20 protein-coding genes and 2 rRNA genes are annotated in these 25,376 nt (G+C 68.6%); 7 read left to right on the top strand and 15 right to left on the bottom strand.

Going from position 1 to position 25,376, the window contains the following annotated elements; genetic code table 11:
* Both ACIHAO_RS42010 and rrf read left to right on the top strand, forming a co-directional pair.
* A 23S ribosomal RNA gene (locus tag ACIHAO_RS42010) occupies positions 1 to 202 on the top strand; the annotation flags it as partial.
* An 80-nt stretch (positions 203 to 282) separates the two neighbouring features.
* Positions 283 to 399, top strand: a 5S ribosomal RNA gene (rrf, locus tag ACIHAO_RS42005).
* A gap of 457 nt (positions 400 to 856) precedes the next feature.
* Here the strand turns inward: rrf and ACIHAO_RS42000 are convergent.
* From ACIHAO_RS42000 to ACIHAO_RS41970, 7 genes are all read right to left on the bottom strand, one after another.
* Entirely contained in the window at positions 857 to 1,594 is a 738-nt protein-coding gene (locus ACIHAO_RS42000; RefSeq protein ID WP_396567767.1) for an SIR2 family NAD-dependent protein deacylase, read from the bottom strand.
* A 15-nt stretch (positions 1,595 to 1,609) separates the two neighbouring features.
* Positions 1,610 to 2,800: an Ig-like domain-containing protein gene (locus ACIHAO_RS41995; RefSeq protein WP_396567765.1), complete on the bottom strand. Its 1,191-nt coding sequence runs from the start codon at positions 2,798 to 2,800 to the stop codon at positions 1,610 to 1,612.
* Positions 2,801 to 2,892: 92 nt separating this feature from the next.
* Positions 2,893 to 3,759, bottom strand: coding sequence for a patatin-like phospholipase family protein (locus tag ACIHAO_RS41990; RefSeq protein ID WP_396567763.1), 867 nt, complete (start codon positions 3,757 to 3,759; stop codon positions 2,893 to 2,895).
* Between the two features lie 9 nt (positions 3,760 to 3,768).
* Entirely contained in the window at positions 3,769 to 4,434 is a 666-nt protein-coding gene (locus ACIHAO_RS41985) for a DedA family protein (RefSeq protein ID WP_396567761.1), read from the bottom strand.
* 60 nt (positions 4,435 to 4,494) lie between these two features.
* On the bottom strand, positions 4,495 to 5,496 hold the full coding sequence (gene lipA, locus ACIHAO_RS41980; protein ID WP_396567759.1) for a lipoyl synthase: 1,002 nt from the start codon (positions 5,494 to 5,496) through the stop codon (positions 4,495 to 4,497).
* Between the two features lie 37 nt (positions 5,497 to 5,533).
* Positions 5,534 to 6,490, bottom strand: coding sequence for an oxidoreductase (locus ACIHAO_RS41975; protein ID WP_396567757.1), 957 nt, complete (start codon positions 6,488 to 6,490; stop codon positions 5,534 to 5,536).
* A gap of 42 nt (positions 6,491 to 6,532) precedes the next feature.
* Positions 6,533 to 7,063 (bottom strand): hypothetical protein, encoded by a 531-nt coding sequence (locus ACIHAO_RS41970; protein WP_396567755.1) that lies wholly within the window; start codon positions 7,061 to 7,063, stop codon positions 6,533 to 6,535.
* A 132-nt stretch (positions 7,064 to 7,195) separates the two neighbouring features.
* Between ACIHAO_RS41970 and ACIHAO_RS41965 the strand changes: the two genes are divergently transcribed.
* Entirely contained in the window at positions 7,196 to 7,813 is a 618-nt protein-coding gene (locus ACIHAO_RS41965) for a TetR/AcrR family transcriptional regulator (protein WP_125787950.1), read from the top strand.
* Positions 7,814 to 7,837: 24 nt separating this feature from the next.
* Positions 7,838 to 8,773, top strand: coding sequence for an LLM class F420-dependent oxidoreductase (locus ACIHAO_RS41960; RefSeq protein WP_396567753.1), 936 nt, complete (start codon positions 7,838 to 7,840; stop codon positions 8,771 to 8,773).
* A 65-nt stretch (positions 8,774 to 8,838) separates the two neighbouring features.
* On the opposite strand, the gene lipB is transcribed toward ACIHAO_RS41960, so the two are convergent.
* The 7 genes from lipB to lpdA all read right to left on the bottom strand — a co-directional run bounded on the left by lipB (position 8,839) and on the right by lpdA (position 16,051).
* The gene (gene lipB / locus ACIHAO_RS41955; protein ID WP_396567751.1) at positions 8,839 to 9,582 is read right to left on the bottom strand and encodes a lipoyl(octanoyl) transferase LipB; all 744 of its coding nucleotides are present in this window, start codon (positions 9,580 to 9,582) and stop codon (positions 8,839 to 8,841) included.
* A 10-nt stretch (positions 9,583 to 9,592) separates the two neighbouring features.
* Positions 9,593 to 10,207 carry a phosphatase PAP2 family protein gene (locus tag ACIHAO_RS41950; protein ID WP_396567749.1) on the bottom strand — a complete coding sequence of 205 codons (615 nt, stop codon included), beginning with the start codon at positions 10,205 to 10,207 and terminating at the stop codon, positions 9,593 to 9,595.
* On the bottom strand, positions 10,204 to 11,088 hold the full coding sequence (locus tag ACIHAO_RS41945) for a TIGR01777 family oxidoreductase (RefSeq protein ID WP_396567747.1): 885 nt from the start codon (positions 11,086 to 11,088) through the stop codon (positions 10,204 to 10,206). Before ACIHAO_RS41945 ends, ACIHAO_RS41950 begins: the two co-directional genes overlap by 4 nt.
* Positions 11,089 to 11,102: 14 nt before the next feature.
* A complete protein-coding gene (locus tag ACIHAO_RS41940) occupies positions 11,103 to 11,603 on the bottom strand; it encodes an ArsR/SmtB family transcription factor (protein WP_396567745.1) in 501 nt (166 codons plus the stop codon).
* Positions 11,604 to 11,625: 22 nt separating this feature from the next.
* Complete coding sequence (locus ACIHAO_RS41935) at positions 11,626 to 12,708, bottom strand: serine hydrolase (protein ID WP_396567743.1); 1,083 nt, start codon at positions 12,706 to 12,708, stop codon at positions 11,626 to 11,628.
* A 155-nt stretch (positions 12,709 to 12,863) separates the two neighbouring features.
* The gene (gene sucB, locus ACIHAO_RS41930; RefSeq protein ID WP_396567741.1) at positions 12,864 to 14,621 is read right to left on the bottom strand and encodes a 2-oxoglutarate dehydrogenase, E2 component, dihydrolipoamide succinyltransferase; all 1,758 of its coding nucleotides are present in this window, start codon (positions 14,619 to 14,621) and stop codon (positions 12,864 to 12,866) included.
* Positions 14,622 to 14,677: 56 nt separating this feature from the next.
* Entirely contained in the window at positions 14,678 to 16,051 is a 1,374-nt protein-coding gene (gene lpdA, locus ACIHAO_RS41925; RefSeq protein ID WP_125794825.1) for a dihydrolipoyl dehydrogenase, read from the bottom strand.
* A 214-nt stretch (positions 16,052 to 16,265) separates the two neighbouring features.
* Between lpdA and ACIHAO_RS41920 the strand changes: the two genes are divergently transcribed.
* Positions 16,266 to 16,610, top strand: coding sequence for an oxidoreductase (locus tag ACIHAO_RS41920; protein WP_125787941.1), 345 nt, complete (start codon positions 16,266 to 16,268; stop codon positions 16,608 to 16,610).
* A 317-nt stretch (positions 16,611 to 16,927) separates the two neighbouring features.
* Here ACIHAO_RS41920 and ACIHAO_RS41915 read toward each other — a convergent pair whose 3' ends face one another.
* A complete protein-coding gene (locus tag ACIHAO_RS41915; protein WP_396567739.1) occupies positions 16,928 to 17,911 on the bottom strand; it encodes an SMI1/KNR4 family protein in 984 nt (327 codons plus the stop codon).
* A gap of 177 nt (positions 17,912 to 18,088) precedes the next feature.
* Here ACIHAO_RS41915 and ACIHAO_RS41910 point away from each other — a divergent pair, with 177 nt between their 5' ends.
* Positions 18,089 to 20,656, top strand: a complete 2,568-nt coding sequence (locus ACIHAO_RS41910) for a hypothetical protein (protein ID WP_396567737.1) — start codon at positions 18,089 to 18,091, stop codon at positions 20,654 to 20,656.
* Position 20,657: 1 nt separating this feature from the next.
* Positions 20,658 to 25,358: a DUF6603 domain-containing protein gene (locus ACIHAO_RS41905; RefSeq protein ID WP_396567735.1), complete on the top strand. Its 4,701-nt coding sequence runs from the start codon at positions 20,658 to 20,660 to the stop codon at positions 25,356 to 25,358.
* Positions 25,359 to 25,376: the final 18 nt, after the last annotated feature.

Below are 25,376 nucleotides of genomic sequence, written 5' to 3'. Positions count from 1 at the left end.
ACGCCAGTGGCATGGCTGGTTGGCCACGTTCGGAAGGGATAACCGCTGAAGGCATCTAAGCGGGAAGCCTGTTCCAAGATGAGGTATCCCACCCCATGTGGGTTAAGGCCCCCAACAGACCATTGGGTTGATAGGCCAGAAATGGAAGCACAGTAATGTGTTATCGAGTTGACTGGTACTAATAGGCCGAGGACTTGCCCACAAAGATGTTACGCATCCACTCTACAGCTCTGAAACACCACACAACCATCACCGATGGTGGTGGGGAGTGTTTCACAGTGTTTCGGTGGTCATAGCGTCAGGGAAACGCCCGGTCCCATTCCGAACCCGGAAGCTAAGCCTGACAGCGCCGATGGTACTGCAACCGAAGGGTTGTGGGAGAGTAGGACACCGCCGGACTCACCTTAAGAAAAGAAACGGGCCCAGGCCGGTTGAGAACCCCGAGTTCTCCCGACCTAGGCCCGTTTCTTTTCATACCCAGAACCGTGCAACACCCGTGACCAGACAGACGACACCCGTGACCCCGTGGACGACACACGTGACCAGACGGACGACACACGTGATCCGGTGGACGGCACGGCGCAGAGTCCCCGCGGCGCCGTGTCGTCCACCGGATCACACGTGATGGCCACTGGATCACGCGAGTCCCGCCCCCGAACACGCGAGTTACGGCTCCAATCACGCGAGTCACGAGTCCAAACACGCGAGATACATCCCTGGACACGCGAGCTACACGACCGGGCCCATGCGAACAAACCCGGAACACCCGTGACGGAACCCGTGACTCACGTGATCAAAGACGTAACTCACGTGATCAAAGGCGTAACTCGCGTGATTGAAGCCGGAACTCGCGTGGTCAAGGGGTTAGGGCGGGGAGGGTTTCGCTGAGGGGGCCGCGGACGACGGCGGAAGCCATGGAGTCGTAGGGCGTTTCGGAGCCGTTGCAGATGACCACGTCGGCGCCGACCCGCGAAGCGACGCTCACCAGTGAGGCGGCCGGCTGCACGCTCAACGAGGACCCGGCCACCAGCAGGAGGTCGCTCTCGGAGACGGCGGTTCGCGCGGCTCGGAGCAGGTTCTGGTCCAGGTGCTGGCCGAACGACACGGTGGCCGATTTCAGGATGCCGCCGCACAGCAGACAGGGCGGGTCGGTCTCGCCCGCTCGGACCCGCTCCAGCGTCGAGCGCATGTCGCGGTGGTCGTCACAGGACAGGCAGACGGACTCGAACATCGTGCCGTGCAGTTCCAGCACCCGCTCCGGCGCGAAGCCCGCCTTCTGGTGCAGCCGGTCGATGTTCTGGGTGACGACATGCGTCGGCGCCAGGCGTACGAGCGCGTAGTGCGCGGCGTTCGGTGTCGCGTCCCAGCCGGGGTGCACCAGCCGCGCCTGCCACGTGCGTTCGCGTACCTCGCGACTTTCTCGGTACGCCTGGAGGTTCGACATCTTTTCCGCGGTCGGGTCGCGGGTCCACAGGCCCTGCGGGCCGCGGAAGTCGGGGATCCCCGAATCCGTGGAGATCCCGGCGCCGGTCAGTGCGACGACCCGGCCGGCGCCGGCCACGAGGGAGCGGGCGGTGCTCAGGGCGCTGGTCACCCGCTCATCATGCCTCTACTTGAGCGCGCTGCCCGCCTGCCAGTCCGTCCACGACTTCGACCAGTCGCCGTAGAGGTCCCAGACCGGCAGCTGGGGGCCGCCGGAATTGGTCACCTCGACGACGTCGCCGAGCCCCATGTTCTGGTAGAACCACTGGGCGTTCGCGGCGTTGAGGTTGATGCAGCCATGCGACACGTTCGAGCTGCCCTGCGCGCCGACGCTGTTCGGGTTCTCGTGGACGAACTCGCCGTCGTTCGAGATCCGCAGCGACCACTTCTCGTTCGCCTTGTAGTACCCCGGCTGGCCCTGGCAGACGCCGTAGGTGCACGAGTCCATCGTGTAGTTCTCGTGTTTGTCCGAAATGACGTGGGCGCCCAAATGGGTCGGCGTGGCGTCCTTGCCCATGGAAATGGGCATCGATTTCGCCAGTGTGCCGTTGTGGAAGATCTGCATCTGCTCGGTGTTGCCGTCGGCTTTCGCGACCCAGGAATCGTGCACTTTGTACGTTTCCGTGCGGTCGGTCGCGCCGTAGACGCCGTTGCCGAAATCGACGCCGTAGATCGTCGCCGAAACCTTGAGTGTCGTCCCCGGCTGCCAGTACACCTTGGGGCGGTAGTGGACGTTCTTGTCGTCGATCCAGTACCAGGAGCCCTCCTGTTTCGGCGTGGACTCCACCGACAGCTTCTTCTCCACCTCGGCCTTGTTCTTCACCGGCTGGCCGAAGGCGAACACGATCGGCTGCCCGACGCCGACACCGCCGGACGCGACCGCGGCGGGTGCCGGGATCAGGTTCGGGTTCGCCTGCTGCTTCGGGCTCAGCGTGGAGACCCTGCTCTGCTGCTCGACGGGCTTCCCGTCAGTGCCCTGGGCGTGCGCCACGATCTTGTAGGTGCTGCCGTAGCCGAGCGGTTCGGTGGTCTTCCAGCTGAGCCCGTCGCCCGCCAGTTCCCCCTTCACCTGGTTGCCCTTGTCGGCGTTGCTGACGGTGACGTCGATCAGCTTGCCGTGCTCGGCCTTGACCGTCACCGGGGTCGCCGGATTGACGTTCGTCCCGCCTGCCGGGTCGATGGTCACCGAGACCGGGTTCGTGTCCGACGTGGCGCTGGTGTCGGGTGAATTGGTGCCGCCCGAGGGCGAACAGGCCGAGATCACCGATATCGCGGCGAGTATTCCGGCCGTCGAAAGTAATGTCTTCTTGGGAAACATATAGTTCTCTTTTTACGTCGCGCTATCAGCGGAAAGTTCTCTTTCAAAACTACGCGACGAAGAAGACGTGATCGATGCCGGATGGTTGCCTGTCAGGTCACGACGAGACCCGGGGCACCATAAAGTCCAGGGCCATCGACGCTCAATTCGCCCAAATAGGTCTTCGCGGCCTCATAAGCCTCGGCGGTGAGTGTCGTGGTGTGGCTGAAGTCCAGCGGGCTGACCCGCACCGGCTTCGGCCCCGGCACGTAGACCACGGGCACCTCGGCCGCGGCGAGGGGCGCCTCCAGCACGGCCTGGTTCCGCATGCTGATCATCGCGGTGAACATCATCACCTCGGCGAAGGTCTGCGGGGTGCCGGGCATCTTGCCGGGGAAGGCACAGTCGAGGACGACGAGCGACTTCGCGCCCATGGCGAGTGCCTGGCGCATCGGCACGTTGGCGACCAGGCCGCCGTCGTAGAGCATGCGCTCCCCGAACGGCACCGGCGGATAGATCCCCGGGATCGCGCAGCTGGCCAGCAAGGGCGCCAGAACGGGGCCGGAACGGATGAGCAGCGGTTCGGCGGTGTCGACGTCGGTCGCGACGACGCCCAGCGGCAGCGCGAGATCCTCGAACCGGACGCCCTCGCCGATGTGCTCGTCGACGATCGCGGCGAGCCCGGTGTTGGGGAACAGGTTGGTCTTGCTGTGCCGCAGGGTCCGCACCTGGCTGAGCACGCCGCCGGGGAACGCCTCGTGCCGCGTCATCCGCGACCAGATCCGGTCGAGCCGGGCGCCCGCCTCACCCTCGAGTGCGAGGACGGCGGCGTTCAGTGAACCCACCGAGGTGCCGACGACGAGGTCGGGCGCGATTCCGCTCTCCGTGAGGGCCCGCAGCATCCCGACCTGCATGGCACCGAGACTGCCTCCGCCGCCGAGGACGAAACCGATCGGCTGGGGCAGGTTCAAGGCGGCCATGCCCGGAATCTAGTCCTCCGCGCCGACCTTCGCCGGAGTGGCGTCTTCGACCGTGACGGCGGCGAGCGCCCTCTTCTTCTTGTAGCGCAGCAGGAAGAACACGGCGACACCCACCAGCACCCCGACGATCACCAGGCCGCCGGTGTTGAGCACGCCTTCGACCTTCTTGGCGGCCTCGCCGAGGGCGGCGCCGATGCCGATGTGGATGGCCGACCAGCAGGCCGCGCCCGCCGCGGCGGCGGGCAGGAACTTGCGGAACGGCAGCCCCGACGTCCCGGACGCCGCCGGGGTCAGCGTGCGGATCACCGGGAGGAACCGCGCGAAGAACACCGCCCACGCACCTCGCCGTTCGAGCACGCCGGTGGCCTTGTCCCAGGCGTCGAGGCCGTACTTGCGGATCAGCTTCGTCTCACGCAGGCGCGGGCCGAAGCGTTTGCCGATCGCGTAGCCGAGTGAGTCACCGAGTGCGGCGCAGACCGTCACGACGGCCCACAGGGTCAGGAACCGGGAGACCGACGTCGCCGTCGTGGCCGCGACCAGCAGCCCAGATTCGCCGGGCGCGATGAAGCCGAGCCCGATGGTGCATTCGGCGAACACCAGTCCGCCGGTCGCCGCGACCAGTCCCGGTTCCGGGAGACTCTGCAGCCAATTGAGAAGATCAGTTACCAACGCCACCAGGTCACTTTACTGATTCGTGACCTGGTGGGTGGCGATGTCGCGGAGAGGTGACCGGAGTCACCGTGCCAGCAGCGAGCTGGCTTCCTGTGCGGCGGGTCCTTCGGCGGCGAGGTGGGCCAGGTTCTCCGACAGCGGCTCGCCGCGGTGGGCCTTCGTCTGGGCGAACAGCCGCCCGGCGCGGTACGAGGAGCGTACGAGCGGCCCGGCCATGACTCCGGCGAAGCCCATCGCCTCGGCGGCGTTCGAGTGCTCGACGAACTCTTCGGGCTTGACCCAGCGGTCCACCGGGTGATGCCGGGGCGAAGGCCGCAGGTACTGGGTGATCGTCAGGATTTCGCAGCCGGCGTCGACCAGGTCCTTCATCGCGGGCGCGACCTCGTCGGGGGTCTCGCCCATGCCGAGGATCAGGTTCGACTTCGTCACCAGACCCGCCTCGCGAGCGCGAGTGATGACCTCCAGCGACCGCGCGTACCGGAAACCCGGCCGGATCCGCTTGAAGATCCGCGGGACCGTCTCCACGTTGTGCGCGAGCACCTCGGGGCGGGAGCCGAAGACTTCGGCCAGCTGGTCGGGGTCGGCGTTGAAGTCCGGGATCAACAGCTCCACACCGGTACCCGGGTTCAACGCGTGAATCTGCCGGACGGTCTCCGCGTACAGCCACGCGCCGCCGTCTTCGAGGTCGTCACGCGCCACACCGGTCACCGTCGAGTAGCGCAACCCCATGGCCTGCACCGACTCCGCCACCTTGCGCGGCTCGGTCGTGTCCAGCGCCGCCGGCTTGCCGGTGTCGATCTGGCAGAAGTCACACCGGCGCGTGCACTGGTCCCCACCGATCAGGAACGTGGCCTCACGGTCTTCCCAGCATTCGTAGATGTTGGGGCAGCCGGCTTCTTCGCATACGGTGTGGAGGCCTTCGCGGCGCACCAGGCCTTTGAGTTCGGTGAACTCCGGGCCCATCCGCGCGCGCGTCTTGATCCACGGCGGCTTCTTCTCGATGGGAGTCTGGGAATTCCGGACCTCGAGCCGCAACATCTTGCGGCCATCTGGGGCAGCACTCACTCCGTCACCCTACGCCCGCCGGAGCAGTGGTCGCCGCTCACGCGGGGTCGGGGGTGACACCCGTCAACTTGGTGGTCACGTCCCACAACGCGGCGCCGAGCGATTCGCTCCTCGCGGCCGGCAGAGGGCGCACTTTGACCGGGGCGCCGCGAAGTCCGCCGAGCCCGCGAGGGCCGATGTAGTCGCCGCCTTCGACCTCGGGGGAGGTCGCCGCGAACAGTTGCGGCAGCGTGCCCTGGCGGGCGTTTTGCGCGATGAAGATCTCGCCGATCCGGTTGCCCGCGCCGACGAGCGCGCGTACCACCGGGTTGCGGTAGGAGCGGGCCATCCCCGAACCGAGTCCGGTCCACGTGTAGCCGGGGTGTGCCGCCACGCTGATGACGTCCTCGCCCGCGGCGCGCAGCCTGCGGTCGAGTTCGAGCGCGAACACCTGATTGGAGAGTTTCGACTGGCCGTAGGCCGAACCCGGGTTGTACATCCGGCGTTCAAAGTTCGGGTCGGCGACGTCGATGCGCGCACCTGTCGCCGCGACACTCGACAAGGTCACGACACGCGCTCCCGAGCCGTTGCGCAGCGACGGCATCAGCAGCCACGTCAGCACGGCATGTCCGAGATGGTTCGTGCCGAACTGGGTCTCGAAGCCGTCCTTGGTGTGACCGCGCGGCGTCGCCATCACGCCCGCGTTGTTGACCAGGACGTCGAGCTTGCCGCCAGTCAGTTCCTGGACCTTCTTCACGGCTTCGCGGACCGAGTCGAGATCGGCGAGGTCCAGCCGGACGAGTTCGGGTGCTTCCCCGGTCGCGGCCGCGCGAACCTGCTCCAGCGCCTTGGCGCCGCGCTCCGGCGACCGGCAGCCGAGCAGCACGCGGGCCCCCTTGCCCGCGAGCACCTCGGACATACGCAGCCCGAGCCCGGAGTTCGCCCCCGTGACGAACACGGTCCGGCCGGTCTGATCAGGGATGTCGGCCTCGGTCCAGCGCGCGTGAGCAGCCATGTCGGTACCTAACTACATCGTCGGCGGCGTCGCCACGCCGGATCAGGCGCTCGGCGCGAGCAACCGGAGCAGGTGACCCATGGGGCTGCGGCGGCGGGCGGGTTTCGCGTGCCGTCCGTGCCGGAGCAGGGTGGCGAACGCGCTGCCGACCTTGGTGATCTCTTCGGCCGGTTCGTTGCCGTCGGCCAGCCCCGCCGTCAGCGCGAGAGTGCGCAGTTCGGCTTCGTGCGACGGGATCAGCGCGGGGCACCGTTCGAGGGACGCGTCGAGAACGGCGCGGAGGGTCTCGTGCTCGGCGGTGGCGCTGTTCCAGGCGCGGGTGACGGCTTCGACCCGGTCGAGCGCGAGGTCCTGGTCGGCGTAGTCCGGGTCGGTCATCTCGGCGCGGAGGTGACCGGCGAACACCTGGTTCCACTTGTACCGAAGCGCGAGCAGAAGCTCTTCCTCGGTGGCGAAGTACTTGGTGGCGCCAGGGATCTCTTCGAGTGAGATCGCGTCGGACGGGTGGTGACCCGCCTGGCGCAGTGCGGCTTCGAGGATGTCGCGCCGCTGGTAGAAGTCGTTCCAGCTCATGATGTGGGCTCCCCTCCGTGACCCGGTTCATACCGCAGGTTTGCGGCATACTCCCGGTACGGACCTGACAGCAGTCAACATACCATGGGTATGGAGCGGGACCGGCGGCGTAAAGTTGTGAAGGTGGCGACAATGAGGTCAAGGCGGCTGGACTATTCCGAGTCCACCCGGTCGGCACTCGTCGAGAGTGCCGTGGAGCTGTTCACCAAACGCGGGTACGCCGGCACGTCTCTCGACGAGATCGCCAAGCGGGCCAGGGTGACGAAGGGCGCGCTCTACCACCATTTCAGTGGGAAGCAGGCGCTGTTCGAGGCTGCCTTCGACACGGTCGAGAGCCAGGTCTTCGACCGGCTCGAAAAGATCATGAACGGCCCGGCCTCGCCGTGGGAGCGGGCGCTGTCGGGGCTGCGTGGCTTCCTGCAGAGCTGCCTCGACCCGGCGTACCAGCGCATCGCGATCCACGAGGCGCCGGTGGTGATGGGCTGGGAGCGCTGGCGCGAGGCGGAGGAACGGTGCAGTTTCGGCCTGGTCCGCACCGGGATCCAGGCGCTCATCGAGGTCGGCGAGGTCGACGACGTCCCGGTGGACGTCACCGCGCGGCTGCTGTTCGGCGCGCTGTCGAGCGCCGCCATCGAGATCGCGAGTTCGCCGGAGCCGAAGAAGGTCAGCGCCCAGGTCGAAGAGGTCCTGGTGCGGCTGCTCGTCGGATTTCGCCGGGTTCCGCCCGCCGAGCACGGGAAAGCGAGCTGACCGCGCCCTGGCTAGGGTGGCTTCGTGGACCTCAGGATCTTTACCGAGCCCCAGCAGGGGGCCAGCTACGACGACCTGCTCCGGGTGGCCAAGGCCACCGAGGACGCGGGCTACGACGCCTTCTTCCGCAGCGATCACTACTTGAAGATGGGTTCGGCGACCGGCCTGCCCGGGCCGACCGACGCGTGGATCACCCTCGCGGGTCTCGCCCGTGAGACCAGCCGTGTCCGGCTGGGCACCCTCGTCACCGCCGCCACCTTCCGGCATCCGTCGGTGCTGGCGATCTCGGTCGCGCAGGTGGACCAGATGTCCGGCGGCCGCGTCGAACTCGGCCTGGGATCGGGCTGGTACGACGACGAGCACACCGCGTACGGCCTCGACCTGCCGCCGATCAAGGAGCGCTTCGACCGCTACGCCGAGCAGCTCGCCGTCGTCACCGGGCTGTGGGAGACGCCGGAGGGGGAGACATTCTCCTTCGATGGCGAGCATTACAAGCTCGTCGACTCGCCGGGCCTGCCCAAGCCCGCGCAGCGGCCACGGCCGCCGGTGATCATCGGCGGTGGCGGCAAGAAGCGCACCCCGGCACTCGCCGCCCGCTACGCCGACGAGTTCAACCTGCCGTTCGTGGGCCCGGACTTCGCCGCCGAGCAGTTCGGCCGCGTCGACGACGCCGCACGCGAGATCGGCCGTGACCCCAAGGAGATCCTCCGCTCGGCCGCGCTCGTCGTCGCCGTAGGCCGTGACGACGCGGAGGTCGCCAAGCGCGCCGGCGTGCTCGGCCGTGAGGTTCCGGAGCTGCGGGAGAACGGACTCGCGGGGACGCCGTCGGAGGTCGTCGAGAAGATCGGGCAATGGCGGGAGAAGACCGGGATCACCCGGCTCTACCTGCAGCTGCTGGACCTTTCGGATCTGGACCAGATCGAGCTGATCGCTTCCGAGGTCGCCCCTCAGCTGGACTGACGTTTTCTCGCGTGAAGGCCCCCTTCCCTCGGCTCAGCCGAGGCAAGGGGGCCTTCACGCGCTTCTCAGTTCTGCAGGGCGAAGGTGACGCCGGGGGCGGCCGGTGCCTCGGGACGCGGCAGCCAGCGCTCGTCGTTCACCGGGAGGTCGCCTTCCAGCGCGGCGAGCACGGCTTCGCGCGCCATCGGCAGCACGGAAGCCACGGTGACCTCGCGGTCGAGCTCGTAGGAAAGCGAAGTCACGCCCGCGTCCCGGATGCCGCACGGGACGATCTTGTCGAAGGCGCCCAGGTCGGGATCGCAGTTCAGTTCGAAACCGTGCATGGTCACGCCGCGCTGGACGCGGATGCCGATCGCGGCGATCTTCCGCTCGACGCCGCGGTCGTCGGCCGGGATCCAGACGCCGCTGCGGCCCTCGACCCGGCCGGTGTGCACGCCGAGCTGATCGCAGACGGTGATCAGGGCCTCTTCGAGACGCCGGACGTAGTGCACGACGTCGATCGGGTCGGCGAGTTTGATGATCGGGTACCCGACCAGCTGACCGGGCCCGTGCCAGGTGATCTTGCCGCCGCGGTCGACGTCGATCACCGGGGTGCCGTCGGTCGGCCTGTCCTCGGCTTCGGTGCGCTTGCCCGCGGTGTACACCGACGGGTGCTCCAGCAGCAGCATGGTGTCCGGGCCATCACCGTCGGCACGCGCTGTCACGTGCTTTCGCTGGAGTTCCCAGGCTTCGGTGTAGTCGATCGTCCCGATCTCGCGGACGTCGACGGGCTCGGCGGAGGCGCGGCATGACGTGGTCGAAGAGCTCACGTCAGCGACACTACGCCCGGTCTTCCGGCAGGGGGAGCAGGCCCAGCCCGGCCGCCGAAATCAGGCCGACACCACCCACCGCGAGTACGGATCCCGCGGTGTCGGTCAGCCAGTGCACGCCCAGCACGATGCGGCAGAGCGCACCGAGCACCGTCGCCGCGGCGGCGATCGTCATCGCGAGCCGCGCCAGACGCGGACGGGTCCACGCGCACAGCAGCACCGCGACGAAGCCGGTGCACGCCACGGCGACCACGTGCCCGCTCGGATAGCTCAGATCGGGGAATTCGCGAGGCCGTTCCCGGTAGAAGAGCGGTTTCGCGATCAAGCTGGTCATCCGGCACAACAACAGGACCACGGCCAGTTTGACGCACAACACGGTCAGGTCGCGGCGGCGCCAGGCGACCACCGCCAGCACCGCGCCGAGCGCGAACGGGAGGACCGGGCCGAGGACATTCGTGACCAGGCCCGCCACCTGCCCCGCGGCCTGGGTGTGCTGGCCGCGGAACGCGTCGGCGAGCGCGACGTCCACCGGCGGCGGCCGCTGGTCGACGTACCACCCGAGGGTGACGAAACCGATCAACAGCAGCGCTCCGGCGAGGGTGTACAGACCGCGCCGCAGGGTCATGTCGCGGCGGCCAGCGCGTCTTCGAGAGTCGGATGGCGGAACGCGTAACCCGCCTCCTCCAGTACCCGGGGCAGGGCACGCTGCCCGAACAGCGCCATCTCCTCGGCGGCCTGCCCGAGGGCGATCTTCATCGCGAAACCCGGCACCTGCCAGATCGCCGGCCGGTGCACGGCGCGGCCCAGGGCCTTCGTGAAGGCGGCGTTCGTGGCGGGCTGCGGTCCGCAGAGGTTCACCGGACCGGACAGGGATTCGTTCTCCAGCGCGAAAACGATCGCGCCGACCTCGTCGTCGAGCGAGATCCAGGGCATGTACTGCTTGCCGTCACCGAGTTTCCCGCCGAGCCCCAAGCGGAACAGCGGCCGCAGGACGTCCAGGAGCCCGCCCTCGCGCGCGAGCACCAGTCCGGTGCGGACGCGCACGACCCGCGCACCCGCGGTGACCGCGCTCTCGGTGGCGCCCTCCCACGCGGTGCAGAGCCCGGCGAGGAAACCGCGTCCCACCGGGCTCGATTCGTCCACAATGGAGGGACCGGGATCGCCGTAGTAGCCGACGGCGGAGGCGTTGACCAGCACGGGGATCCCGTGCTCGGCGACGGCTTCCGCGAGAACCTCGGTCGGTTCGACCCGGCTGTCGAGGAGTACCTGTTTGCGGGCCGCGCTCCAGCGTCCCGGCAGCAGTGGCGCGCCCGCGAGGTTCACCACGGCGTCGACCCCGTCGAGCGCGCCGTCGGCGATCTCCCCGGCCGGGGGATCCCAGCGGCGCTCGTCGGCCGCCCGCTCCTCCCGGCGCACAAGGCGGACCACTTCGTGCCCGGACCGGCGTAACCGGGTCGCCAGGGAGGAGCCGATCAGTCCGCTCGCGCCCGCGATCAGAACTCGCATGATCCGATCGTGTCCTATCCGCGATCCGGTCGCACGCTCAGGTTCTTCAGTTGCCCGGCGACGTCGGAGGCGGCGGTGAGCAGCACCAGCACCGGGATCGTCGCGGCGGGGCGGAGCCGGTAACTGCCGCGTTTGTCCTGTTCGACGATTCCGGCGCCGGTCAGCGCCTTGAGGTGGTGGTATAGCTGGCCCGGAGACCCGAGTTCGGCGGCCTCCTGCAGGGCGGGCGCGGTCTGCGCGCCCTTCTCGGCCAGCGTCCGCACTAGTGCCACTCGCGCGGTGCTGGACAGGGCCGCGAGCACTTCGACCCGCGGCCCGTCCGCGAACGCCAGCATGGGGCCGGGCGTGACGTTGATCGCCCAGCTCAGTTCGAGGGGCTCGGTCAGTTCGCCGTGGTAGCCGACCAGGCCGCCGGGGCTCGCCGCCGGTTCGGCCTGGTGCTCGCTCTGCTGGTTTTCCAGCGCGGCGACCCGTGCTTCGAGGGCCGCGATCCGTTCGGCGAGCTCAGCGTCCATACCGGTTATCTATACCGTCGCCTCAGTGGAGCGCTCGTTCCAGGGCGCTGAACCGCGCCGGGTCCGATAGCGCCGCGAGCACGAGGTCGATGAGCGGCAGCTCGTTCAGTGTGTCCTGGTCGGTCACGCCGTCGAGCAGGACGGCCGCCGTGCCCGAGCGACCGCCCGGCCAGCGGACGGAGAGCCCCATGGTGAGTGTTCGCGGCAGGGCGCCGTCCTTGATGAGCACTTCGCTCGCGCCGGGCGGGACGCGGTCCGCGAGCGGCTTCGCGAGGATCTCGCGGGCCTGCGGGTAGAGACCCCTGGCGATACCGCGGTGGAGAGAGAACAGCTCTGCCGCGGTACCGGCGCCGTGACCCTTGACCCACGGCCACTGCGCCTCCGGAGTGGACGGCATGCCCGGGATGCGGGCGAAGGCTTCGGCACGGAACCCCGGATCGCGGACGAACCGGCGCGCGACCGCGTCGCCCATCGCCCGGCGGACCGCGACCGGGCTGCCGGGCGGGGGCGCGTACTCCGGCAGCATCAGCATCAGGACTTCGCCGCCCAGCGAACGGGTGTCCGGCCTCGCCCAGCCGCCGCGTGCCGCCGCGAGCCGGAGAGCGGGGTCGCCGAGGCGGGTGCGGAGGTAATCGGTGGCCGCGTTGTCGCTGAAGAAGATCATCGCTTCCGGGAGCCTCGCCAGCGGGACACGCTGGCCGGGATCCTTGGCGATGCCGTAGTCGTCGCAGGGGACACCCAGCCAGTTGAGCGCGTGGAAATGCGCGCGGCCGTCGGAGACGAACGGATGGTGGGCGTCCCAGTCACCGACCCGGATCTGTTCGTCCGGATCGAGTCTGCCCTCGGAGACGGCCGCGGCGTACGCACTGAGGTGCACGACCTTGATCGAGGACGCCAGCAGACGCCGGGTGCCGGCGTTGTGGGCGGCCCGGCGGCCCGCGCCGTCGTCGATCACGATCGAGACGTCTCGGCGTCGCGCGGCGATCCAGTCGAGCCAGCCTTGTTGCGTCGACGTGTCCGGCGGGGCGGCGCTCGCGATTCCCGGCAGCAGCAACGCGGCCGATCCCGCGGCGGCGCCCGCCAGCAGATGGCGTCTTGTCAGCATGGGTGACATCCTCCCTCTTGTTTTCCGTAATTCCGGAATACTAGAGTCCAGGGTGCCTGTCAAACCCTCGCAAGTAGGTGACGAATTGCGGAGAGAAAGAAGAAGGCCCTCGCCCCGCCGAAGCGGGACGAGGGCCTTGATCGGCTACCGGAGGATCAGAGACCGAGCTCGTCCTCGAAGTTGCCCTCTTCCAGACGCTGCTTGATCGTCGTGACGAAGCGGCCCGCGTCGGCCCCGTCCACCAGGCGGTGGTCGTAGGTCAGCGGCAGGAACGCCATCGACCGGACGGCGATCGTGTCGTTGCCGTCGGCGTCCGCGATCACGACCGGGCGCTTCACGACCGCGCCGGTACCGAGCATGCCGGACTGCGGCTGCACGATGATCGGCGTGTCGAACAGGGCTCCGTTGGAGCCGATGTTCGTGATCGTGAAGGTGCCGCCCGAAAGCTCGTCCGGCTTGATCTGGCCCGAACGCGCGCGGCCCGCGAGGTCCGCGATGCGGTGCGCGAGACCGGCGAGGCTGAGCTCACCCGCGTCGTGGATGACCACCGACAGCAGACCCTTTTCGGTGTCCACCGCGATCCCCAGGTGCACCGCACCGTGGTAGGTGATCTCCTTCGTGTCCTCGTTGTAGGACGCGTTGACGTTCGGGTGCTGCTTGAGCGCCTCGACGGTGGCCTTCGCGAAGAACGGCAGGAACGTCAGGTTGACGCCCTCGCGCTCCTTGAAGGCGGCCTTCGCCCGCTGACGCAGCTTGGCGACCTTCGTGACGTCCACCTCGTGGACCTGCGTGAGCTGCGCGGAAATCTGCAGCGACTCGCGGGTCTTCGTGGCGGTGATCTGACGGATCCGGCTGGCCTTCTGCACGGTGCCGCGCAGAGCGGCGAGCTCCGGCGAAACCGCGGCCTTGCGCGGAGCCGACGGGGCGGCGGCGGGAGCCGGGGCGGCGGCAGCGGGCTGCGCGGCGGGAGCCGGCGCGGCCTTCTGCTTGGCCTCGGCGGCCGCGAGCACGTCCTGCTTGCGGATGCGGCCACCGACACCGCTGCCGGTCAGCGACGACAGGTCGATGCCGTGCTCCGAAGCGAGCTTGCGGACCAGCGGCGTCACGTACGGCGCGTTGTCCGAGCCGTTGTCGCTGCTCGCCGCCGGCTTCGGGGCCTCGGCCTTGGGAGCCGGGGCGGCCTGAGGAGCCGGGGCGGGCTTCGGCGCGGGCGCCGCTTCGGCCTTGGGCTCGGGCTTCGGTTCCGGCTTCGGCTCGGGCTTGGGTTCCGGCTTCGGCTCGGCCTTCGGCGCCGGGGCGGAACCGGCGGCACCGATCACCGCGAGCACCCCGCCGACCTCGACGGTCTCGTCTTCACCGGCGCGGATCTCCAGCACGGTGCCGGCGACCGGGGACGGGACCTCGGTGTCGACCTTGTCCGTGGAGATCTCGAGCAGCGGCTCGTCGACCTCGACGCTCTCGCCGACCTGCTTGAGCCACCGGGTGACGGTGCCCTCGGTGACGCTCTCGCCCAGCTCGGGCAGCTTCACCTCGGTGCCTTCACCACCCGAAGCCGGCGCGGTGTCCGGCTGGGACGGCGCGGCGGCCTCCTCCTGCGCGGGCTCCGGCTCGGGCTCGGGCTGCGCCTCTTCGGCGGCGCGCTCGGCGGAACCGGAGGACTCCGGCACCCCGCCGGTCCCGTCGTCGATGACGGCGAGCTCGCCGCCGACCTCGACGGTCTCGTCTTCCTGCGCGCTGATCTTCACGACCTTGCCGGCGACCGGGGACGGGACCTCGGTGTCGACCTTGTCCGTGGAGATCTCGAGCAACGGCTCGTCGACCTCGACGGTGTCGCCCTCCTGCTTCAACCACCGGGTGACGGTGCCCTCGGTGACGCTCTCACCGAGCTCCGGCAACGTGACGGAGTAGGCCATCGTTCGCTGACTCCCTTGATATGTCTTGCTTGGTCTGATTCTTCGACGGTGAGACGTCAGCTGTGGACGTGCAGCGGCTTGCCCGCGAGGGCGAGGAACGCTTCACCGAGGGCCTCGGTCTGGGTGGGGTGCGCGTGGATGAGGGGAGCCACGTCCTCGGGGAACGCCTCCCAGCTGTAGATCAGCTGCGCTTCGCCGATCAGCTCGCCGACGCGGTCGCCCACCATGTGCACGCCGACGACCGGCCCTTCCGGAGCCTTGATCAGCTTGACCCCACCGGAGGTCTTGAGGATCTGGCTCTTGCCGTTGCCGCCGAGGTCGTAGGTGAAGGTGGTGACGTCGGAGCCGTACTTCTCCTTCGCCTGAGACTCGGTGAGCCCGACCGAAGCGACCTCGGGGTGCGAGTAGGTGACGCGCGGGATGCCGCTCTCGTCGATCACGCGCGGCTCCTGGCCGGCGATCTCTTCCGCGACGAAGATGCCCTGCTGGAACCCGCGGTGCGCGAGCTGCAGGCCGGGGACGATGTCACCGACGGCGTAGACGTTCGGCAGGTTGGTGCGCAGGCGGTCGTCGGTGAGGACGAAACCGCGCTCCATCTTGACGCCGGCCTCCTCGTACCCGTGCCCGGCCGAGTTCGGGCCGCGGCCCACGGCGACCAGCAGCAGGTCGGCTTCCAGCGTCTCGCCGGACTCCAGCGACACGCTCACACCGTTGTCGTCCTGCTTGGCACCGGTGAACCGGACACCGGTCTTGAAGCCGATCTTGCGACGACGGAAAGCGCGCTCCAGCTGCTTGGACGCGTACTCGTCCTCGTTCGGGACCAGGCGGGGCAGCGCCTCCACGATGGTGACGTCGACGCCGAAGGACGCCCAGACGGACGCGAATTCGACACCGATGACACCACCGCCGAGGACGATGACCTTCTTCGGGATGTAGTCCAGCGAAAGCGCCTGCTCGCTCGCGATGATGCGGCCGCCCAGCTCGAGGCCGGGCAGCGTCTTCGAGTACGAGCCGGTGGCGAGGATGACGTTCTTGCCGGTGTAGCGGGTGCCTTCGACCTCGACGGTCGTACCGCCGACGAACGTTCCGGTGCCCTCGACGAGGTTCACCTTGTGCGCCTTGGCCAGGCCCTGGAGGCCCTTGTACAGGCGGGAGACGATCCCGTCCTTGTACTTGTTGACCCCGGCGATGTCGATGCCTTCCAGCACGGCCTTGACACCGAAGGTCTCGGCGTCGCGGGTCTCGTCGGCGACCTCCGCCGCGTGCAGGAGGGCCTTGGTCGGGATGCAGCCTCGGTGGAGGCACGTCCCGCCAAGCTTGTCCTTTTCGATCAGGGTGACGGAAAGGCCCAGCTCGGCCGCGCGGAACGCGGCGGCGTAGCCGCCCGATCCGCCACCCAGGATCACAAGGTCGGCGGAGGTGTCGGTCACTTCAATAACTCCTCGGCAAGCGGTAGGGGTGGAGCTCTGGCGCCGCTTCGCGCGGTATACGCGCGCGCGGACACTTGCCATCTTGTCACTACGTGTGGAGAGCCTGCGACCTAGGCCGCGTCCTGTGACCCACGGGACACGGCCCGCGTGGGTCACCACGGGGAGCACACGCCCGAGTCGGGATAATGGACATCGGACACGAGTGGGAAGTGAGGTGGTCGGAGTGGGTCTGTTCGACTCGCTGCGCCGGCGCTCCAAAGGCGGGCAAAAGCCCGGTACGCTGCGGAAAGCCTCTTCAAACGACTTCAAACACCTCGAAGAGTGGGCCTCTTCGAGGACCGGTGTCGAGGCATATGTGGAGCCCAAGACCAACGTCACGGAGACCACCGTCGTCCTCATCGCCCATGACGGCGAGTGGACCAGACGCCGGATCGAGAGCCTGGACGCGGCGCAGCAGTTCGGCCGCAAACGGTCGATCCCCGTGTACGAGGTCGCCAGGGTCGGCTACCCGAAGCGGATGCGGGAGTACACCGAGCGTAAGAAGCGCGGCGAAGCCTGAGGCCTCGTGAGGTTTCGGCCAAGGGTGGCTTAGGTACGTGCTGCCGGTGCGCGAGTGGCGGTTTCGCGTGACTGAACGGACGACACGCGTGCTTGGAGGGACGACACGCGTGACTGGACGGACGGCTTGTGGCGGAACCCGGCCGCGGTCGTGTCGTCCGGTCAGTCACGTGACATCGCCGGTACTGCACCTCGTGAGTAGTGAGGACTCCAGTCGGGCGCTCACGTGAGTTTTCGCGGTCGTGGGATGTCGTGAAGGATCCGCCCGCTCATCCTCGCGTCTCGTGAGGGGCGAGAACCCGAAACGCCACTCACGACTTACGCGGCCTGCGCCAGCAACAGCAGGTGCCGCTCCAGCAGTGCCCGGAACGTCGGGTGCACGGTCGTGCCCAAAGCCGGGTCGATCTCGACCGTCCGCCACTGTTCGCCGGCGGCGGTGAGCAGGACGACGGCCGGGTCCGCGATCACGACGACGCCGCCTTCCGCGCGGAGTTCCGCCGTCCCGAGAAGCCGGGGGAAGACGACGTCGGCCGGCAACCCGTCGCAGGTCTGGAGGAACTCGCGGTAGTCGCCGGGCAGCCGGAGCCCCAGCCGCGTCTCGGCCGCGCCGATGGTGCGGAGTGACGCCGCCGGAGGCGCGGTGCCGCCGCCGCGCAGCCGGAGGATGCCCGCGATCATCTCGCGCCACGATCCGGTGTCCGGCGGGTAGCGCTCGTACAGCGCCGCGACCAGCGTCCCGGCGCACAGTCCCGTCCACTCGCCGAGCCCGAGCGGGTCGGCTCCGGCGGCCAGCCGCGGCGCGAGCCGCCTCGACGCGGCGAGCACGGCGACGTCCGGGCGGCCCTGCCGCGAGGCGATCGCGGCCCAGCCCTCGAGGTCGCCTCGCGCGACGGCCTCACGTAACCGGTCCGGCCGCGACGGCCCGAGATGGGAGACGGCCTCGCCGATCGGGGAGCCGCCGAGCAGACCGTCCAGATCGGACACTCGCCGGGCGAGGTACTCCTCGTGGGCACGTTCCTCGGCGTCGAGATCGAGCGGAGTCAGCGCGGCCGCCCATTCCGGCCGCGCGCCATACGCCTCGAAGAGCATCGCCCACGCGCGGGCCCGCACGGCGCCGGGAACGAGCGCGGTGACGGGACGTTCGGTGAGCGCGTGCCAATGCGTGATCAGCCTGTCGGCTTCCGTCATCGCCCCGGACGCGGCGAACAACAGCGCCGCGTGCGCGATCCGGTCGTCGAGCGTCGCGTCTTCACCGCTCAGCAGATCGTTTACCGCACCTTCGAGATACGCGTCCCTGTCCACGGAAACGACCTTGCCACAACGAGGTTCGCCCTGCCCGCCGCCTCATGGGGCAGTTCATCGGGCCATGCGTTGACGGCTGCTCCGTTCGGCGGCCACGCTGATGAACATCCGCATCGGACCGGATCGACCGGACGGTGTCGCGCCGGATTTCCCGCGACGCCGAAAAAGGGGTGGGGAATGGCCGTCACTTCCATCGGCATGGTGTTCTTCCCGCACTGCGACCTGCACGTCGCGCGGACCGGGACACCTCCGCTCCGGGTGTCCTTCCAAGCACTGACCTTCGACGACGGCAAACCCGATCGCTACGCGCTCGCGGACATCACCAAGGAATGCGCCTTCGATTTCTTCGCGCCTCACAAAGAGGTCGGGAAGCGGCTGGAAGGTCTCCCGTCCGTCGATCCGCTGACCGGCTTGGTGACCGCGAGGGAACTGGGCGTCTTCCTGTTTCAGGTGCGCTGGCGGGAGACCTACCTGGTCGGCCGCCTGCAGGTACATGATCGCGCCGAGTCCTGGTGGTTCGGCAACGACTCCATCACCACGGCGTTCGAACCGGATCGGCCGGGAAATCCGGGGGTGGCGCACGCGCAGCCGTCGCTCTACGCGAAGTTCAGCGACGACGCCACGGGCGCCGATCGAATCGGGGACATCACCGGGCACGGCTACGTGACGCTGACTCCCGACGACCCGGCGAAGCTCGCGATAACACCGCAGGGCCGTTTGCGCGGGCTCGCCGAAACAACGGATCCCACTCTGCCGACGGGGATCAAAGGCACTTTTCTCGGTGTGACGAACGGCTTGCCGGTGCGGGTGGTCGACTACGCGAAGGCCCGCCAGGACCTGATCCCGGTGCAGACGCCCGACGTGGCGCACGCGGACGACCTCGCCGACATCGTCTTCATCCCGGAAGGGTTCATCGACGATCCCGCCGATCGCGCCTTGTTCGACGAAGTCGTCACCAAGACCGTGCAGGACATCTTCGACAAGCCGAGGCATGAGCCGTACGCGATGCTCGAAGGGAGCTTCAACATCTTCAAGGCTTTCCTGCCCTCGCGCGAGCACTATCTCACTACGGGTTTCCGGGTCACGGACGAGAATTTCTCCAAGGCGATCCCCATTCCTTTCAACGGGAAAGCGGGTGAGAAGGAAACCAGCTACACGATGCAGCAACTGGTGGCCAGGGTCGGCCTGCCGATGCACAACGAAAGCCGGTTCGACCCGCTGTCGATCTGGATCACGCAGAGCCTCAAGGATTTCGACCCGAACCTGGTGGACAGCCTGCTGATCGCCAGATGGAAGACCCATGACGCGGCAGGGATCCTGCACGCGCGCGACACGGTTTTCGGTATGTATCTCGGCAGGCGTGCCGGCGATCGGCCGTTCGGGTCTTCGACCCCTCAGGTGACCCCGCCGCCCGCGGACACCCCGTCACCGGCGCTCAGCGCTTTCGTCGCGAGGGTCTACGAGTTCTACGACTTCGGCAATACCCGCGGGCTGACCCCCGATCCGCGACGGCATCCGCCGGAACGCCACGGGGGTAACCGGGAGAATCCCGGCGGCTCGCTCATGCGGTACCTCGGCGGTCTGCGATACGGGTTCGCGCCGTTCCACCCCATCGGCCCGAACTGGGTGCCCGACGCCACGAAGTTCAAACCGAGCCGGGGCCTGGTCGCCATGATCTGCTACGACGACCTGCAGGGCGGGTCGAACATCGACGCCCGTACCACCGCCGCGCAGACGATGGGCAGCGAGCTCACGCTGCAGATCGTCTACGCGGACACCGTCGACAAACGGGAGATGCGGCGCCGTGACCCGCTGGCCGGGGTGGTGCCGGACATCGCGGGCGTCGCGAATGTCGTGGCACACGAGTTCGGGCACAGTTTCAACCTCGGTGACGAATACGAGTCGGCGAACGGCGACGGCCGGGCGGCCACGCAGACGGCCGATGTCGATTTCGACAACCTCGCGGTGCTGGGATTCCTGCGTGATCCGAGTTCGCCCGCCCCCGGCAGGCTGATCGATCCGACGAAGATCAAATGGCTCGAACTGCCGAGAACGGTCCTGTCGGCGAAGCTTCAGGTGCCTTCGGAGAATGCCGCGGGCGGGATCAAGGTGACGATCGATCCTCGCTACATCGGCAAATGGGCGCAGGCGGAAAAGGACGGGCTCGAAGTCCATCTGCGCAATTTCTCGATCACCCTCCAGGGGCGGCAGCTTCCCTTGAACAAGGCCGCTGGTCAGCTCCTCACCGGGCTGAAGGTGAGCGCCGTCGATCGGACGAAAGGCACCTTCGTCCTGACCGGGGCGGCCTCACCGCTGCCCGTGTACGCGCGTGGGTCCGTGGTCTACGTGCCGCTCAAGAACCAGAACGGTGCGGTGGTTCCCATCGTGCACCCGAAGGTGAAGGAGCGGATCTTCGTGGTGAAGGGCCCGATCAACCTGGACGAGGACCACGATCACGTCCGGGACAAGGACGACAAGCCCCAGGACATCGAAGGGTTCGCGCCACCTTGCAACTCGACCAGGACGATCGGCTTCTTCGAAGGCGGGAACGAGTTTTCCGGTGGCTTCTACCGGCCCTCCGGGTCGTGCAAGATGCGCAACCACATCGGTGAGGGGAACTTCTGGACGGAGGTCGGCCAAGACGCCGGCGCCTTCTGTTACGTCTGTAAATGGCTGATCGTCAACCGGGTGGATCCGGGCTATCACGCGATTCTCAGTGCCGCCTTCTACCCAGGGGAGCTGTGAAATGGCCGGGCCGGGCATGTTCGAGAAGATCCTCGCCGGGATAGGGCAGGCCACTCTCCCGCTGCGTGACGCCGTGCGCTCACCGGAGGCGTTCATCGTCTTCATGCAGAAGCTGGGCTGGCGGGTGGATGCCGTTCCGCCCGCGCTGTCCGGACTCACGGCGGGGCTCGACACCCTCACGGACTCCCTGCACGGCCTGCTCGGCGAGGGAGGCGTCACCGTCGGTGGAAGCCCGTCCTCCGGGATCGAAGCCGAGTTCGACGCCGATGCCGTGGCCCGGGTGCTCAGCGCGGTGCGGGCCGTCATCGCCGGTGTCAACGGGATCGCCGCCGCGCCGGATTCGGCGATCCCGGAGTCCTTGCGGGTGGACGGGTTCCGGGAGAAGTTCCCCGGTCAGGTGCTCGACTTCCTGATCGTCACGTACCTGCGACGCCACCATCCCGCCCTCGGTTTCGGGCTGAGCAGTGTCGGTGTGATCAAAGGAAAATACGCGCCGGCGGCCGGTAATCGCCCGCCGTACGCGCACGTCACCTTCGATCCGGCCGCACTTCCCCGATTGCTCGGCGACCCGGGGCAGGTGCTCAAGGACGCTTTCGCCTGGGGCGAAGCGGACTTCGACTTCGCCGCGCTGGCTTCGCAGGTCGACAACCTTCTGATGAGCCTCGGGGTGGACGTCGACGTGCGGACGTTGCCGTCGAAGACCGCCGCGGTACTGCGGGACATCGAGCACGATCAGACGGCACCGTTGGCCAGGGCGGTCACGGGCACTGTTTTCGAACGGCTCCTCGCCCAGAACCGGCGGCTGGCGGCCGAAATCCGGCTGATCGAACTACCGGGGGCCGACGGCGTCCCGCCGGGATTGGCGCTGCTGCCGTACTTCACCGGTTCCCTCGGCGCCAACCTGCCCTTGACCGGCGACCTCACCCTTCTCATCCGGAGCGAGCTCGATTTCGAAGGCGGCATCGCCCTCCGGATCCGCCCCGGCCGAGGGATCGAGACCGTCGTCGGTTTCGAAAAGGACTCACCCGGCAAGGTCGACGGCGCGATCGAGTTGACCGTCGAGCGCGGGGACAAGGCGGCCGAGCCCACTCTCCTGATCGGCTCGAAGGACGGCACGAGGCTGCAGTTCCACAAGATCGCCGCGACCGGGGGCGTCCGGATCAGTGACGGTGTCGACGTTTTCGCCGAGTTCGAGATCAAGGGGCTCGAGTTCGTCTTCACCCCTGGCGGGGCCGACGGCTTCATCGGAAAGCTGATCCCCGGCGACGGGTTCACCGTCGGCGGCGACCTCGTCGTCGGGATCTCGCACGCGCACGGGTTCTACTTCCGCGGTTCGGCGAATCTCGAGGCGAACTTCGCGGCGCACCTCAAGCTGGGGCCGCTCGAGATCCAGGGATTCACGATCTCCGCGTCGCCGTCGGGGGACGGGATCCCGATCGGTCTCGGGACGACGTTCAAGGCCGGACTCGGCCCGATCACGGCGGTGGTGGAGCAGATCGGGCTCACCGCCGATCTCGCCTTCAAACCGGGCAACGACGGCAACCTGGGGCCGGTCGACCTGTCGCTCGGGTTCAAACCGCCCAAGGGGGTCGGGCTGTCGGTCGACGCCGGGATCGTCTCGGGCGGCGGGTACCTGTACTTCGACCCGGATCGCGGGGAGTACGCGGGCGCGCTGGAGCTGGAGTTCGCCGGACTGGTCGAGCTCAAGGCCATCGGGCTGATCACCACGCGGATGCCGGACGGCTCCAACGGTTTCTCGCTGCTGATCGTGATCGCGACCGAGTTCGGGGGCGGCGGCGTCCAGCTCGGGTTCGGGTTCACGCTGCTCGGCGTCGGCGGGGTGCTCGGGCTGAACCGGCGGATGGACTTCGCCGCGCTGCTCGACGGCGTGGTCAACGGCGGCGTCGAATCGGTGATGTTCCCCAAGGACGTCATCGCGAACGCGCCGCGGATCATCAGTGACCTCAGGCGGTTCTTCCCGCCGGAGGAAGGCCGGTTCCTGATCGGGCCGATGGCGAAGATCGGCTGGGGGACACCGGCGCTGGTCACCGTCTCGCTCGGGGTGATCGTGGAGATCCCGCCGGGTAACGTCGCGATCCTCGGAGTGCTGAAATGCGTGCTGCCCAGTGAAGACGTCGCCCTGCTGAAACTGCAGGTCAACTTCATCGGCGCGCTCCAGGTCGACAAGTCGAGACTGTGGTTCTACGCCCAGCTCTTCGACTCACGCATCCTGTGGATGACCATCGAGGGCGGGATGGGTCTGCTCGTCGACTGGAGCGACAACCCGGACTTCGTGCTCAGCGTCGGCGGTTTCCACCCGTCGTTCAAGCCACCGCCGCTGCCGTTCCCGGTGCCGCCGAGACTGTCCATCGACATCCTGAACTCGCCGGGACGGCTGATCCGAGTGTCCGGTTATTTCGCGGTCACCAGCAACACCGCCCAGTTCGGCGCCAAGGCCGAACTCCGCCTGGGTTTCGGCGGCTTCGGCATCGAGGGGCACCTCGCCTTCGACGCGCTGTTCCGGTTCTCGCCGTTCTCGTTCATCATCCAGATCTCCGCGGGTGTCTCGCTGAAGGCGTTCGGGGTCGGGGTGTTCGGCATCGATCTCGACTTCCAGCTGGAAGGGCCGACCCCGTGGCGCGCGCACGGCCGCGGGTCGATCTCGTTGCTGTTCTTCGAGATCTCGGCGGACTTCGACATCACCTGGGGCGAGGAGCGCGACACGGCGCTGCCACCGGTGGCGGTGCTCGGGCTGCTGGAGAACGAGGTCCGCAAGACCGAGGGCTGGCGGACCCGGCTGCCCGCCGGCGGGTTCAACCCACTCGTCACCCTGCGGCAACTGCCGGGGACCGGCGATCCGGTACTGCACCCGCTGGGCTCGCTGTTCATCCATCAGCGCGCGATCCCGCTCGACGTCCGGATCGATCGCGTCGGCGCGCAGCGGCCCAGTGACGGCAAACGGTTCGGTGTCGTCCCGATTCCCGGCAGCGGGATGGAACGGGCGTCGATCACCGGTGACAAGTTCGCCATGGGGCAGTTCCAGGATTCCGACGACGCGGCCAAGCTTTCCCGCGCCGCCTACGAGGATCAGAACGCCGGATTGGAGCTGGTCGCGGAAAAGGGCGCCATCGCCTCGCCGAGGGCGGTCCGTCGCAGCGCGCGATACGAACTGTACATAGTGGACAATGAGCGGCCGGAAGCGGTGACCACGCTGGGTATGCGCCGTCGCCGGGTCCGGATGGCGGCCAAGGCGCCCGCCGCGCCGAAGCTGTACAGCCCGCCGCCCGCGGTGTTCCGGACGCTGCTCGACGGCAGCAGCACCGCGCGTTCGCCGTTGTCCCAGCACGAAACCCGCTTGCGTCAGCCGTTCACTCCGGACGAGACGGTGCTCGTCACCGGTGATCGTTTCGTCGTCGCGTACCGCCGTAACAACCTGCAGGCGTTCCCGCCGTCGAAGGCCGGGTCGACGCTGGCGAACTTCCGGAGCGAAGCGAGCGCGGCCGACGCGATGGCGGACTGGATCGCCGCCGACGCGAGCCTCGCCGGGCAGCTGCACGTCCTGCGCCGCACCGAGGCCGGAGGCGCGGGCGTGACCGAGCCGGGCACGTGGTCGTCCGCGGGTGAGCCGCCGTCTTCGGCGTCCGGTGCCGGCGCGGTTCGCCTCGTCGCGGGCAAGGTGCTCGTCGTCGGCGGCGCCGACGCGTCCGGGAAACCGGTGACCACCACGGCGTTGTTCGATCCGGTCTCGGTGAGCTGGGAAGCCGGGGTCTCGCGGTTGAAGTCGGCGAGGCTGCGGCACGGCACCGCGCGATTCGCCGACGGAAGGGTCGTGGCGGCGGGCGGGCAAGGCGCGGACGGCGCACCGCTGGCGTCGGCCGAGGTGTTCGACCCGGCCACGAAGACCTGGGCGGACGCGGGAAACCTGGCCACCGCCCGGTCCGGTCACACCGCGACGCCGGTCGGCGCCCAGGTGCTCGTCACCGGGGGCGTATCGGCGCGGGGCGCGGCGCTGGCCTCGGCCGAGCTGCTGGACCCCCGGACGCTCCGGTGGACGCCGATCCTGCCGATGACCGACGCCCGCACCGGCCATCAGGCCGTCCTCCTCACCGACGAGAAGACCGAGAAGGTGACGGGCGTGCTCGTCGTCGGCGGCGCGGTGCCGACGGGACAGGGCGAGCGGGCGCTGGCCACCTGCGAGATCTACGACCTCGCCACGAAGGAATGGCTCCCGACCGGCGGACTCGCCGTTCCCCGCAAGGGGCACCAGGCGACCGTGTTGCCGGACGGGCGCGTGCTCGTCACCGGCGGAGACGCCGTCGGAGGGCGCCCGTACCGGCCGGAAAGCGTTGCCACGGCGGAGATCTACTGCCCTGCCGACCGAACCTGGTCCAGGGTCGCCGAGCTGCCCGGCGGCGGCCGGAGCGGGCACCGCTGCGTCGCCACACCGATCGGCGCGGTCGTGATCGGGGGCGTCGGCCGCCCCGGCGCGACCGCGGGCTACCGGGCCACGGTGGCCTTCGATCCCGGCTCCGGCACCTGGCGGGCGACCGGCGCACCCGCCGACGGCCGCTGGGATTTCGCGGCCGTCGACCTGGCGGACGGCCGCGTGTTCGTCGCGGGCGGCCTGACCCGCGCCGGGGCCTCCGCGCCGGGGCCGGAACCCGCCGAACTCTCCGCGACGGCCGAGATCTACCTGTCATGACCAGCGAAGGGACCGCTT

The sequence above is a fragment of the Amycolatopsis sp. NPDC052450 genome (assembly GCF_044547565.1).
Taxonomy (GTDB): Bacteria; Actinomycetota; Actinomycetes; order Mycobacteriales; family Pseudonocardiaceae; genus Amycolatopsis.
The sequence above is the reverse complement of the archived record's forward strand: the minus strand, read 5'-3'. Positions and strand labels throughout refer to the sequence as shown.